This window comes from Halalkalibacter sp. HAAS-P014, from assembly GCF_056619965.1.
In genome coordinates this window covers 22,649-35,266 of the sequence record NZ_JBWQTV010000007.1, presented here as the reverse complement: position 1 = coordinate 35,266, position 12,618 = coordinate 22,649, and the positions used below count along the sequence as shown (strand labels likewise).

The window sequence follows — 12,618 nt, the reverse complement described above, 5'->3', positions numbered from 1 at the left end:
TCATGTTTGAGCGAAATATCTATGATGGCTATGGGATCTACTGTGAGTCGCGCTTTCAAATCGGCGAATATGATGGCTTTCGTGCTAACGGAAAGTCCTATATTTTGTTGCCAAGAGATGAAAGTATGTTACAAGAGGAAGAGGTCATGGCTTTTTGTGAATACATGCGCTCGGTTGGTGACAATTCGGTACTGGAGCCACTGCTGACAGTACAGCAAAGACGTACAGCTTTAATTGATGGTGAGGAAGTATATGTATGTCAATTGCCAGATGTCGATAAGGGTAAAGGTGCCCATTTTAGGTTTCAGACAGCGAAAGAAAAAGGTGTGCATTTAGCAACCATTCATTACTATGGAAAACAATTTCCGTATCAAAGAAAAGAGTATGACTTTTTTGGACAGTGGCCAAAGTTATGGGAGAAGCGCCTTGAACAATTGGAAGGGTGGTATCAACAAGTTTTATTTGAAAGACCACAAACTATTGTAGATGAAGCTTTTCTGTTTTCCTATCCATATTTTATGGGATTAACGGAGAATGCCATTCAATATGCTGTAGATGCTACTTTAGATGAACCGACACGTGAACAAGAGGTGCCGACAATAAGTCATAGACGCTTTACAGACAGAACATGGCTTGTTTTGTCTGAAGGTGGGACGATTGTAAAGAGGCCAACGGAGTTTGTATATGATCATCCATGTCGAGATATAGCTGAATGGATACGTGATCAACATTGGATGGAACAATCTTTTCCTTGGTCGAAACTTGATTCATTTTTAACAGGGTATGAACAATATGAAAGCCTAAGTCCATATTCTTGGAGGTTACTCTATGCTCGTTTGCTATTTCCACTTCATTACTTCGAATCAATTGAAGCGTATTATAGAAGTCAATTACATGAAGAAAGGGCAAAGCTTGGGGAATCATTCTTTCGATTACTTGAAAATGAACATAAAAATGAAAAGTTTTTAAAACAATTTTCAGAAGGTATACTTACGACAAAAGGATTCGGCACGTCCCAAATACCAACAATCGATTGGCTATAAGGGGCATTCTGTGATGGGTCTATTCTTGCGCCTTGAGAGAAAGAAATCTCCTTCTCTCAAGGCTTTTAAAAGTTCTAACAGTGTATGTTTATAGCTTTTTAGGGTGTGTCAAAGGTTACATGTACTTTTGGCGCACCTCTTTTTTCTGAATTTTAGTAAATTGACTATTGTACTTCTTTAAAAAGAGGTCTATAATGTCCGTTATAGAGACACAAATGTACTTTTTACGTATACATGAATAGAGTAATGATGAAGGAGTGGAGTGTATGTCAACAAAGGAAGTTCGCGTCGGGTTACTTGGTCTAGGGACAGTAGGAACAGGTGTTGTATCAATTATTAGCCGTCATCAAGAAGAGTTACAGCACCAAGTAGGATGTCCTGTTACGGTAGGAAAGGTACTTGTCCGTAATTTAGATAAAAAACGTCCGGTGGATCTCGATGATGCACTTGTGACTGATCAAATAGAAGATGTTCTTCTCGATCCAGAGATTGATGTAGTAATAGAGGTAATGGGGGGCGTAGAGGAAACAAGAGAACACTTACTTACAGCTCTAAGAAATGGAAAACATGTTGTAACTGCTAATAAGGACTTAATGGCTATATATGGTGCTGAATTATCACAAGTAGCTTCCGAAAATGGCTGTGATATTTATTATGAAGCAAGTGTTGCCGGGGGTATTCCTATTTTAAGAAGTTTAAGTGATGGGTTGTCTGCTGATCGCATTACTAAAATGATGGGAATTGTTAATGGCACAACGAACTACATCCTTACAAAAATGACTCAGGAAGGCAGCTCTTATGAGGAAGTTCTGAAAGTTGCACAAGAGTTAGGGTTTGCAGAAAGTGATCCAACAGCTGATGTTGAAGGCTTAGATGCAGCTCGAAAAATGGCAATATTAGCAACACTTGGGTTTTCAATGAATGTTCATTTAGATGACGTTTCTGTTAAAGGGATCTCATCAGTAACGAAAACAGATCTAGATTACTGTGACCAGCTCGGGTATACTATGAAATTAATAGGGCTTGCAAAAAGAGATGACGGACGTGTAGAAGTAAGTGTGGAACCGACATTGCTTCCAAAAGATCATCCTCTTGCATCAGTTCATAATGAATATAATGCTGTTTATGTATATGGAGAGGCAGTTGGCGAGACCATGTTTTATGGCCCAGGTGCAGGATCATTACCGACAGCTACTGCGGTTGTATCCGATTTAGTTACCGTAATGAAAAACATGCGTTTAGGGGTGTGTGGAAGAGCCGTACAAAAGCCTCTGCATGAACGAGTTCTAAAACAAGCAAATGAAATTGATTCTAAGTACTTCTTACGTTTACGTGTTATTGATAAAGCGGGAACGTTCCAAGCGCTTACAAGTCTTTTTGCCAATTATGATATCAGTTTCGAAAAATTACTTCAGCTGCCGGTTGAAGGAGAAGAAGTAGCTGAAGTTATTGTGATTACGCACCATACGAGTAAAGAAAATTATGAAGAAGTATACAAAAAATTATCCGAGCTTGAAGTCATTGAATCGATTGAAAGCTGTTACCGTGTTGAAGGAGGACGTTAAATTATGAGTCGTTGGAAGGGTTTAATTGAAGAGTATAAAGAGTTACTACCTGTTACAGATGAAACACCGTTATTAACGTTACATGAAGGAAACACTCCACTTATTGAATTAGAGCATTTATCAAAGGAGTGGGGAGTTAAGATCTACGTCAAATATGAAGGCTTAAATCCAACTGGTTCTTTTAAAGATCGTGGTATGGTAATGGCTGTTGCCAAAGCAAAAGAAGAAGGAAGCAAGGCGATTATTTGTGCATCAACAGGAAACACGTCAGCGGCAGCTGCGGCGTATGGAGCAAGAGCTGGGCTACGATGCATCGTTGTTATCCCTGAAGGAAAGATTGCTCTAGGAAAGCTTGCTCAAGCTGTAATGTACGGTGCAGAAGTATTAGAAATTAAAGGGAATTTCGATAATGCTCTTGATATTGTTCGTGAAATTAGCAAGCAAGAACCAATTACCCTTGTGAATTCGGTGAACCCATATCGAATTGAAGGACAAAAGACAGCGGCGTTTGAAATTGTCGATGCTCTTGGAAAAGCACCCGATGTATTAGCAATTCCTGTAGGGAACGCTGGGAACATTACTGCATACTGGAAAGGCTTTAAAGAGTATCATGAACAAAAAGGAACTGGGCTTCCAGAGATGCGTGGCTTCGAAGCTGAAGGAGCAGCAGCCATTGTTCAAAATAAAGTAATCGAAGAGCCAGAAACAGTTGCAACAGCGATTCGAATTGGTAATCCAGCTAGTTGGGATAAAGCAGTAGCAGCTAAGGAAGAGTCAAATGGTGCAATCGATTTGGTTACAGATGAAGAGATTTTAGAAGCTTATCAATTGCTTGCTAAAACAGAAGGAGTCTTTGCTGAGCCAGCATCTTGTGCATCTATTGCAGGTTTGAAGAAGCAATTAGAGTCTGGAGAAATAAAAAAAGGGTCAACAGTCGTATGCGTATTAACAGGTAACGGCTTAAAGGATCCAAACACTGCAATTGATACGGTAACAGTTAAGCCGACAGTTCTGCCTAATGATAAAGAAGCCTTCCTTGCTCATCTTAAAGGTGGTGTCACATCATGAGCCAAGAACCATTTGTCATAACGGTTCCTGGAAGCTCTGCTAACTTAGGGCCTGGCTTCGATTCAGTAGGGCTTGCAGTAAATCGTTATTTGACACTTGAAGTTCACCCTTCAGATAAATGGTTTTTTGAATCTTCTTCCGTTGAACTAACAGGGATCGAAGAAGGAGAAGACAACTTAATCTACAAAGTGGCAGCCCATGTGGCACAAGAGTTGGGAGAAGAACTATCACCTTGTCATGTTGAGATGACCAGTGATATTCCACTTGCTCGGGGGCTAGGTAGCAGTGCAGCAGCGATTGTTGCTGGGATTGAATTAGCCAACCAGCTAGTAGGAGAGCGTCTCTCAGTCGAAGAAAAAGTTCGCTTTGCTAGCCTTTGGGAAGGTCATCCAGATAACGTTTCGGCATCTGTGTATGGAGGACTTGTAATCGGGACTCACACCGAAGTTCAAACAGAAGTCTTATATGGAGGAGTGCCAGAAATTGATTTGGTTTTACTCGTGCCATCTGAAGAATTAAAAACAAAGAAGGCACGGGGAGTCTTGCCATCTGAGTTTTCTTATAAGCAAGCAGTAAGAGCAAGTAGTGTAGCAAATGTTTTAGTTGCAGCGCTTCTTCAAGGGAATTGGGAAATGGCAGGAAAAATGATGAATCAAGATCTATTCCATCATCCTTATCGGAAGGAACTTGTTCCTCATTTAGAAGAAGTTATTCGCGTAGTTTGTGAGGAAACAGCTGCATATGGGGCGGCCTTAAGTGGAGCTGGTCCAACGATGCTTTGTTTAGCACCAGTCCAACGTGGAGAAGAAATTAAAGAGAAGCTCCAACGTCATTTTCCTGATTTTGAAGTAGCTGTATTGAGGCCTGCAAAAGAAGGAATTCAAGTGAAAAAGGGAATTGCCAGTAAAACAAAGTCTCCTCAAATCTAAGTGGAATAATTGATTAGCATGGTGGGCAAACCAACAAAAAAGGAGGCTCACCATGCTTGATATACAGCAGCTTGAGGAAGGACAACAAGTCTACATTATCTATCGTAATCCACATACTCCAACGGTCTCGACCGTCCAAGAAGCAACAATTGAAAGAGACCCTATGGATCCAAGTCAATTATCATTGCTGTTATTTGACTTTTATCATCCAATTGAAGAAGATGATGCTATTTTTACTAATTATGATGAGGCACAGGCATTATTTGAACAATATTACTTGTAGAAGTTTACAATGCCGAAAAGAAAAAAAACGCCCGACTCATGTCGGGCGTTTCCTATTAAAAGACTTGCTCGATTTCCTTAACACCAGGAACTTCTTCCAGAAGGGCACGCTCAATACCTGCTTTTAACGTAATTGTAGAACTCGGGCAAGAGCCACAAGCGCCTAGTAGACGTACCTTTACAATTCCATCTTCTACATCTACGAGTTCAACGTCTCCACCATCACGTAGCAAGAAAGGGCGAAGCTTATCTAATACTTCATTAACTTGTTCGAGCATTTCAGTACTTGTTGACATAACAAACAACTCCTTTCTACTACCTATTATAATAGTGTTTATAAAAAAAATCCATGATTCTGCTTAGTTTTATACGGATGAATGTTAAAATAATGGAACGTTTAACTTGTTCAGTATTATAAGAGAATAATGTGTCGAATTAACGATTCTTACTATATAATACTTTATAAAAGCCAATATGTGATTAAGAAAGAGGGGAATAACGTGAGAATGGCCGTATATGGAGCAGAGGAAAAATGCGCTAGCTGTGTTCACCTTCCTAGTTCAAAGGAAACGATGGAATGGTTAGAAGCAGCCATTACAAGAAAGTATCATGATGTTGAGTTTACAATTGAGTATGTTGATATAGAAAATCCTGGAATCGATAAAACGCATATTCATTTTTCAGAAGCAATCAAAGATGATGAGTATTTTTATCCACTTGTTACGATAGAGGGAGAAGTGGTGGCTGAAGGGAATCCAAATTTAAAAGAAATATTTAGGAAGATTGATGAGCTGGGTAATTGATAATTTGGTAAGGTCGATATCGTTGGAGGCGAACTGAACGGATACGAATTGAGATTATAAAAACAGGAAGTGAAAAAGCACCTACACGTAGCGGAGGTGCTCTAAACAAGCGTTTGATTAATTACCTGAATGGTACTTATACATCCAAAGTACACCACTTTTTAATACGCGAGGCACACGTCCTAACAAGGTTCGTTCACCCATTAAACCGAAACCATGTTTCTTACCGAGTGAGCCTAATACGCCTTTAAGTTTGATTTTTGGTAATTCTTCAGGTAGTGGTTCATTATTCCATTGTTTTTTTAAGATCGTAACAATTTGCTCAGCCTGCCCTTCGGCTAGTTGCGCACTCGGTGCGTGTGGTAGGCTAGCGCAATCACCGACAACGAAGACGTCTTCATTTGTAGGTAAGAAATGTTGAGGAGCTAAGATGACTCGACCTTGATTATCCTTTTCAACGTCTAAATTTCGGACAACTTCTACTGGTTGAACACCAGCAGTCCAGATGATCGCATCGCATTCAATTGGCTCATCATGATTGTAAAGGACTCCGTCTTCTACCTTGGTGATGTTTGCTTTATTAAAAACATCCACACCATGATCAATGAACCAGTTTTGAACATACGTACTCAACTTACGTGGGAACATTGAAAGAATGATATCTCCACGGTCAAACAATTTAATCGATAAATCAGGACGGCTTTCACGAAGCTCACTAGCGAGTTCAACACCACTTAAACCACCACCAACAATTGAAACGACCCCATTAGGGCGAATGTTATTTAACGTTTCGTATGTTCTTCTCGTTTTATTCATTGTTTGAATACTATGTGTATATTCTTTTGCACCCGGAACGTTATGATATTTATCCTCACAGCCTAGCCCAATGATTAGCTTATCAAATGAAACAGTATCACCTTCAGCAAGTTCTACCACTTTTTCATCTAAATCGATATTGCTAATTGTACCGAATTTTATCGTTAGGCGTGCATCTTCAGGGAAATTAACACGAAGGTGATGATCAGATGCAGTTCCTGCGGCCAATGCATAGTATTCTGTTTTTAAGCAATGGTAAGGTAAGCGATCGATTAACGTAATTTCAACGTCTTCAGGAAGTCCCTCAGGTAAGAGTCGTTGTAAAACACGCATCCCGCCATAACCGCCACCTAAGATAACGAGTTTTTTCATAATTGAATGTCCCCTTTTTTCGAGAATTGCTTCTAAACTGGTTTCGACCAAAGTCATTACGTTTTCGAGCAAACGGGTCTTCGTAGGTTCTGAGGCAAAATTTTTTATTCCATGCGAGATTAAACTATGAATGATATGAGACCATACTTGTATGGAGGCATCTATACTGATTTCTCCTTTTGCCTTTGCGTCTTCGATAAGTTCTTTCCAATGTGCAAATAATAACGTTTGTTCTTTTAGAACGTGCTTCCACATCTCGATCGTTAGTGCAGGGTATGTATCATAGTCTGTTAATATAAATTGTAAATATGAGCGTAATCGGATTGAGAATGGCCTATTTTTTAAATGTTCTTGTCGGATATAGGGCATTACCGATTGTAGTAAATCATTTGCAAGCGATTGCATGATTGAATCTTTCGTTGGGAAATAATTGAAAAAAGTTCCTTTTGCAACTTTTGCTTCTTTTGTAATTTCTTGAACAGTAGTTCTAGAATACCCTTTATCACGAAATAAAAGTAAAGCAGCTTTCTCAATTCGCTCCTTCGTTTGTTCTTTTTTCGCGCGTTCGTCCATAATTTTTGCTCCTCACCAAAAGTGACCCTGGTCAATTCCGATTATAACGAGAACTGGCTAGGAAAACAACAATTTTGTGAATTATGTTGAAATGATTTTCACTTTGTTAAGCTCCCACTTGAAAATTCTTGTATCAAATGTGGGAAAGGGAAAAAAATAGGTTGGCTGGTAATTGACTTCTTATGGTGGCCCAAGTAGCATTAAGGTAGATTAAAAGAGGTGAATATGTATGCGTCCTATAATTGAGTTTTGTTTAAGCAATTTGGCTAGTGGAGCACAAAAAGCTATGGAAGAATTAGAAAAAGATCCGAACTTAGATATCATTGAATATGGTTGTCTAAGTAACTGTGGCAACTGTGCACATGAGTTATTTGCTCTTGTAAATGGGGAGTATGTGTCAGGAGAGACAACGGAAGAGTTAGTAGGTAATATTTATACTTTTATTGAAGAGAATCCACTGTTTTAAATAGAAGGGGAGTGTGACAGGTGGATGTCATTCCTTTTGTAAATACTTGGCCATATGAACGGCTATTTAACGATATTTATTTGCAATCTTGTCCATTTTGCCATGCAGAAAATGTGTTAACCAATATGAAGAAATCAGATTTTAAGCGTGCGCAAGAAGGGATAAAAACAATTTTAATCTTACCGTGTTGCAATGGAAAATTAACAATACTTGAAGCAGACGAAGATTATTTTTGGACGGACAAGCAGCTAAGAAGGGATTGAATAATACATGAAGTTTACAAAAATGCATGGACTTGGCAATAGTTACATATATGTAGATTTGTTTAAACAAACGCTTTATGAAGAGAATCTAGCCCCACTCGCAATTGAAGTTTCTGACAAAAATAAGGGGATTGGTTCTGATGGAATGATTCTTGTTTGTCCATCAGATGTTGCTGAAGTTAAGATGCGTGTGTTTAATAATGACGGATCTGAAGCGAAGAATTGTGGCAATGGTTTACGATGTGTTGCGAAGTTTGCTTATGAACACGGATATGTAAAAGGTCAAACGTTTCAAATTGAAACATTAGGAGGGCTTGTAGAAGCAACGGTTCATGTTGACGAAGGAAAGGTTACAAGTGTTTCGGTAGATATGGGAAAACCAGTTCTTACTAGAAAGTTGATTCCGATGCTTGGGGATGAGCAAAGTCAAGTTGTAGCAGAGGCATTTCAATTAGGTGGTGAGACACTAGAAGTAACTGCTGTTTCAATGGGGAATCCACACGCTATCATGTTTGTCGATGACATTGAATTAGCCCGTGTTGAGCAAATAGGTCCAAAAATGGAAAAGGATGAACGATTTCCTGAATGGGTCAATGTTGAATTTGTTGAAGTGGAATCTGAGACAGACATTCATTTCCGTGTATGGGAAAGAGGGTCTGGTATTACGCAGGCATGTGGAACAGGTGCATGTGCAGCGGTAGTGGCAGCGATTTTAAATGGTTATAGTCAAAAGGGCAAAGAGGTAACGGTTCACTTATTAGGTGGGGATTTGAAGATTACGTGGTTAGAAAGTGGCAATGTCTTGATGACGGGTGGAGCTGAGATTATTTGTGAAGGGACATTTGAGCGAAAGTAAATATCTCAATAATTATGAATGAACAAGGGTAAAGAAACAATCTGTTTGCCCTTGTTTTTTAATTAACCACTGAAAAATCATTGTAAGTAATGCCATTATCCCATAAATAATAGTTTTATTACTAAAATCTCTAACATTTTTACTATTTTTACTCGTTTTTTTGAAGGGAATTACATACTTGTATAGAAGTATGTAATAACGTAAAAAGTCTTTCTATTATTACTTACATATGTTTCAAGTATTTTTAAAAAGGAAAATTATTTGTGAGAGTTCATTCTTTTGTACTATTTTCAGTTGTTGTGTTTTCCTTTTATTTGGTAAAATTATTACATAGGGAAAGATTGTGAATGGGGGGATAGTGATGAGCAAAGTATTGAAGCAAGAAATCTGTATGGAAAAAATTGAAGACCTTCGTAAGAAAATGGTTAGTGCGGCTGAACAATACGGAATGAGTCATCCTATCGTCTTGCATTATAGCCAGGAATTAGATCGTGCCCATAACACGATGATTTTAATGGAATTTAGTAATCTAAAGAGATGGGAGCAGTCTTTGTCTTTTTGATAAATGGGTGAGCAGCTCCCTTGAGGTTCAAGGTAGGAAAGGTTATACTAATCGTAACAGCGATTAGGAGGGATGTCATGATTACATTAACTGATGCAGCAGTAAGTCAGATTAAAGAGATGAAAGAAGCTGAGGAAGACGCTAGCTTAATGCTTCGAATTGGTGTAAAAGGTGGCGGCTGTAGTGGGCTTTCATATGGAATGGGATTTGACTCGGAAAAAAGTGAAGAAGATACGGAATTAACTATTAACGGATTAACGGTTTTAATTGATAAAGAGAGTGAACCAATCATTAAAGGACTAGTTGTGGACTATAAGCAGAACATGATGGGCGGAGGATTTACGATTGATAATCCGAATGCCATTGCCTCATGTGGCTGTGGTACGTCATTTAGAACAGCTACAAATGAAGGTAGTCCTGAAGAGTGCTAATCTATTTTAAGAAGGCCTGTCTAACAGGTCTTTTTTGTTGTGTTAAGAAATACATCTTAAGCCAGTTGTACCAAGGGTTTGTGTTGTATACTTGTATACCTTTTGTTTCGCTAATTCATTAAAAAAAATAAATATTTAATTGTATAACGAAGGAATAGCCATGTAGTGCATAATACAGGTGGTTTAGTTAACATTAAGAATGAATTCAGTAGATAAAAATGAAAAAAGATGGTTGAAAAATTCATAGAAAGAACATATTATTAGAGGTGTAATTTGTGACTTTTTTGCGAAGATCATCATGTAATTATCTTACTATTATTCTACAGTTGTTCGTGAAAATAATCACAAAGTTGTTTGCGTGGGAGAATATAGATCAAAAAATATTGAGAAGATGGAAGTGATGAACTTTGAAAAAGCCAAATATCGTTATTCTTGGCGCTGGTTATGCTGGAATGATTACAGCATCTCGATTAACAAAGCAATTAGGTCATAATGAAGCAAGGATTACTTTAGTAAACAAACACGATTATCATTACCAAACAACATGGCTACACGAACCAGCGGCAGGTACTATGTCTCCTGAACGTACTCGTATGCCGATTAAGAGTGTTCTGGATTTTAATAAAATTAAGTTTGTACAGGACGTTGTTGTAGAAATAAAAAGAGAAGAAAAGAAAGTTGTTTTAGAAAATGGAGAACTGGAATTTGATTACCTCGTAGTGGGCTTAGGATCTGAGGCTGAAACATTTGGTGTTCCCGGTGTCCAAGAATACGCTTTCAGTAAGTGGACTGTAAACGGTGCGCGTGAAGTAAAAGAACATATTGAGTATATGTTTGCAAAATATAATAATACACATGAAAAAAGAGATGAGCTTTTAACGATTATCGTAGCTGGTGCTGGTTTTACGGGGATTGAGTTTATCGGTGAGCTATCCGAACGCTTACCAAGATTATGTGCACATTATGATGTTCCTCGCGATAAAGTTAAGATGTATGTGATTGAAGCCGCTCCTACAGCTTTACCGGGATTTGATCCTGAACTAGTTGAGTATGCGATGAACCTCCTTGAAAGTAGAGGAGTTGAATTTAAAATTAATTGTCCGATCAAAGAAGTAACAGAAACTGGGGTTACACTTGCTGACGGTGATGAAATTAAGGCAGAAACAGTAGTATGGGCTACAGGTGTACGTGGTAGTTCAGTTATTGAGAAGTCTGGTTTTGAAGCGATGCGTGGGCGTATAAAAATTGATGGCGATTTACGCGTGCCAGGACATGAAGATATTTTCGTGATTGGTGACTGTGCGTTAATTATCAATGAAGAAATTAACCGTCCTTATCCACCGACTGCTCAGATTGCAATGCAAATGGCTGATGTCTGTGCAGGTAACATTAAAGCTCTAATTAAGGGTGAATCACTGAAGACGTTTAAACCAGACATTAAAGGAACTGTAGCTTCACTTGGTGGGAAAGAGGCAATAGGTGTAGTTGGTACGAGGAAATTATTCGGTTCATCAGCGAACTTTATGAAAAAGATGATTGATAACCGTTATTTATTCCTATTAGGTGGGCCTGGGTTAGTTCTAAAAAGAGGAAAGAGTCCTATGTAGTAGGGACTACATATAAGAAGCGAATGCGATAAGGGCATTCGCTTTTTTTATGCAAAAAAGTAACAATTAAGGCAAAGTAATAAGAAAAGTTAATATGTTCGCGCTTTCATTGGGAAATAATAAATTACGATAAGGTTTTAATATATAAAATATTCTGATAATATTTTACTAAAGAAGGGGTGGGTTATAATGGCGTATACTGAGGATACAAAAATGGTTGCTGTGCAATGTCCTTATTGTGAAGGTACTGGCTACTTTCAACTGTTGTTAGGTGGGAGTGAAACATGTAATCGATGCGCTGGAGAAGGACAAGATATACAGGCATCAGAATGACTTTGACTCGTGAAAGAATCTGAACGTAACAATATTCAGGTTCTTTCCGGGTCTTTTTCATTATTGTGATATTGGCGCGAAATTGCTAGTGCTATTGTAAATATATTTTGTATAAAAGGGATAATTGCCACAAAGATGTCAAGCTATTGTATTGACTTCAAACTATCGTGTTCAGTAAACTTAAAGAGCGTATCGAATAAGGGAGTAAATGACGTCGCGCATTGAGTTTTCACTATTTCTCACTCAATACTCGAGGTTGTTGTAAAGTAATAATCGCCCCTTTTTGGACAACTTCTTAAATAGATTAATGGGGGTGCATGTTGTGAGTTTGCCACAGTTATTAATTTCGATGGTACTCTTTCTTATTTTATTTTTTGGGATTGGGTTCTTGTTAAATATGGTATTACGGTCTACATGGATAATGGCTTTTGTTTATCCAATTATAGTTATTTGGATTGTTAGTGATGCGAGTTTTTTTGAATATTTCACATCACCAGCAGCATCGTTTTCACTGCTTGGATCAAACCTCCTTGCTCTTCAACTAGTTGACATACTGGTGTTAACAAGTGGATTTATCGGGGCAATCATCGCTGGAATTGTAATCAAGATGTTAAGAGTGAGAGGATATCAAATGTTTTAAAGTTTTGGG

General features: G+C 38.3%; 16 protein-coding genes and 1 pseudogene. 14 read left to right on the top strand and 3 right to left on the bottom strand.

Features of this window, described 5'->3' with window-relative positions:
* Positions 1-2: 2 nt before the first annotated feature.
* From yutH to AC1FXZ_RS06990, 5 genes are all read left to right on the top strand, one after another.
* Positions 3-1,043, top strand: a complete 1,041-nt coding sequence (yutH, locus tag AC1FXZ_RS07010; protein WP_480051995.1) for a spore coat putative kinase YutH — start codon at positions 3-5, stop codon at positions 1,041-1,043.
* Between the two features lie 266 nt (positions 1,044-1,309).
* The gene (locus tag AC1FXZ_RS07005; protein ID WP_480051994.1) at positions 1,310-2,608 is read left to right on the top strand and encodes a homoserine dehydrogenase; all 1,299 of its coding nucleotides are present in this window, start codon (positions 1,310-1,312) and stop codon (positions 2,606-2,608) included.
* 3 nt (positions 2,609-2,611) lie between these two features.
* Complete coding sequence (thrC, locus tag AC1FXZ_RS07000) at positions 2,612-3,676, top strand: threonine synthase (protein WP_480051993.1); 1,065 nt, start codon at positions 2,612-2,614, stop codon at positions 3,674-3,676.
* Positions 3,673-4,605: a homoserine kinase gene (gene thrB, locus AC1FXZ_RS06995; RefSeq protein WP_480051992.1), complete on the top strand. Its 933-nt coding sequence runs from the start codon at positions 3,673-3,675 to the stop codon at positions 4,603-4,605. Before thrC ends, thrB begins: the two co-directional genes overlap by 4 nt.
* A gap of 52 nt (positions 4,606-4,657) precedes the next feature.
* Positions 4,658-4,888, top strand: a complete 231-nt coding sequence (locus AC1FXZ_RS06990; protein ID WP_480051991.1) for a transcriptional regulator SplA domain-containing protein — start codon at positions 4,658-4,660, stop codon at positions 4,886-4,888.
* 55 nt (positions 4,889-4,943) lie between these two features.
* Here the strand turns inward: AC1FXZ_RS06990 and AC1FXZ_RS06985 are convergent, their stop codons facing one another.
* On the bottom strand, positions 4,944-5,183 hold the full coding sequence (locus tag AC1FXZ_RS06985; RefSeq protein ID WP_480051990.1) for a NifU family protein: 240 nt from the start codon (positions 5,181-5,183) through the stop codon (positions 4,944-4,946).
* A gap of 210 nt (positions 5,184-5,393) precedes the next feature.
* Here AC1FXZ_RS06985 and AC1FXZ_RS06980 point away from each other — a divergent pair, with 210 nt between their 5' ends.
* Positions 5,394-5,690, top strand: a complete 297-nt coding sequence (locus AC1FXZ_RS06980) for a YuzD family protein (protein WP_480052101.1) — start codon at positions 5,394-5,396, stop codon at positions 5,688-5,690.
* Positions 5,691-5,807: 117 nt separating this feature from the next.
* Here the strand turns inward: AC1FXZ_RS06980 and AC1FXZ_RS06975 are convergent, their stop codons facing one another.
* Positions 5,808-6,878, bottom strand: coding sequence for an NAD(P)/FAD-dependent oxidoreductase (locus AC1FXZ_RS06975; RefSeq protein WP_480052099.1), 1,071 nt, complete (start codon positions 6,876-6,878; stop codon positions 5,808-5,810).
* Between the two features lie 411 nt (positions 6,879-7,289).
* Positions 7,290-7,451, bottom strand: a pseudogene (locus AC1FXZ_RS06970) (TetR/AcrR family transcriptional regulator); the annotation flags it as partial.
* A gap of 229 nt (positions 7,452-7,680) precedes the next feature.
* On the opposite strand from AC1FXZ_RS06970, the gene AC1FXZ_RS06965 reads away from it, so the two are divergent.
* From AC1FXZ_RS06965 to AC1FXZ_RS06930, 8 genes are all read left to right on the top strand, one after another.
* Positions 7,681-7,917 carry a YuzB family protein gene (locus AC1FXZ_RS06965; RefSeq protein WP_480051989.1) on the top strand — a complete coding sequence of 79 codons (237 nt, stop codon included), beginning with the start codon at positions 7,681-7,683 and terminating at the stop codon, positions 7,915-7,917.
* A 20-nt stretch (positions 7,918-7,937) separates the two neighbouring features.
* Entirely contained in the window at positions 7,938-8,180 is a 243-nt protein-coding gene (locus AC1FXZ_RS06960) for a hypothetical protein (protein WP_480051988.1), read from the top strand.
* Positions 8,181-8,187: 7 nt separating this feature from the next.
* A complete protein-coding gene (dapF, locus tag AC1FXZ_RS06955; protein WP_480051987.1) occupies positions 8,188-9,036 on the top strand; it encodes a diaminopimelate epimerase in 849 nt (282 codons plus the stop codon).
* A 361-nt stretch (positions 9,037-9,397) separates the two neighbouring features.
* Positions 9,398-9,598, top strand: a complete 201-nt coding sequence (locus tag AC1FXZ_RS06950; protein ID WP_480051986.1) for an aspartyl-phosphate phosphatase Spo0E family protein — start codon at positions 9,398-9,400, stop codon at positions 9,596-9,598.
* Positions 9,599-9,675: 77 nt separating this feature from the next.
* Positions 9,676-10,029: a HesB/IscA family protein gene (locus tag AC1FXZ_RS06945; protein ID WP_480051985.1), complete on the top strand. Its 354-nt coding sequence runs from the start codon at positions 9,676-9,678 to the stop codon at positions 10,027-10,029.
* A 407-nt stretch (positions 10,030-10,436) separates the two neighbouring features.
* Positions 10,437-11,636, top strand: coding sequence for an NAD(P)/FAD-dependent oxidoreductase (locus tag AC1FXZ_RS06940; RefSeq protein ID WP_480051984.1), 1,200 nt, complete (start codon positions 10,437-10,439; stop codon positions 11,634-11,636).
* 213 nt (positions 11,637-11,849) lie between these two features.
* Positions 11,850-11,969, top strand: coding sequence for a YuiA family protein (locus tag AC1FXZ_RS06935; RefSeq protein WP_480052097.1), 120 nt, complete (start codon positions 11,850-11,852; stop codon positions 11,967-11,969).
* Positions 11,970-12,291: 322 nt separating this feature from the next.
* A complete protein-coding gene (locus AC1FXZ_RS06930; protein WP_480051983.1) occupies positions 12,292-12,609 on the top strand; it encodes a YuiB family protein in 318 nt (105 codons plus the stop codon).
* Positions 12,610-12,618: the final 9 nt, after the last annotated feature.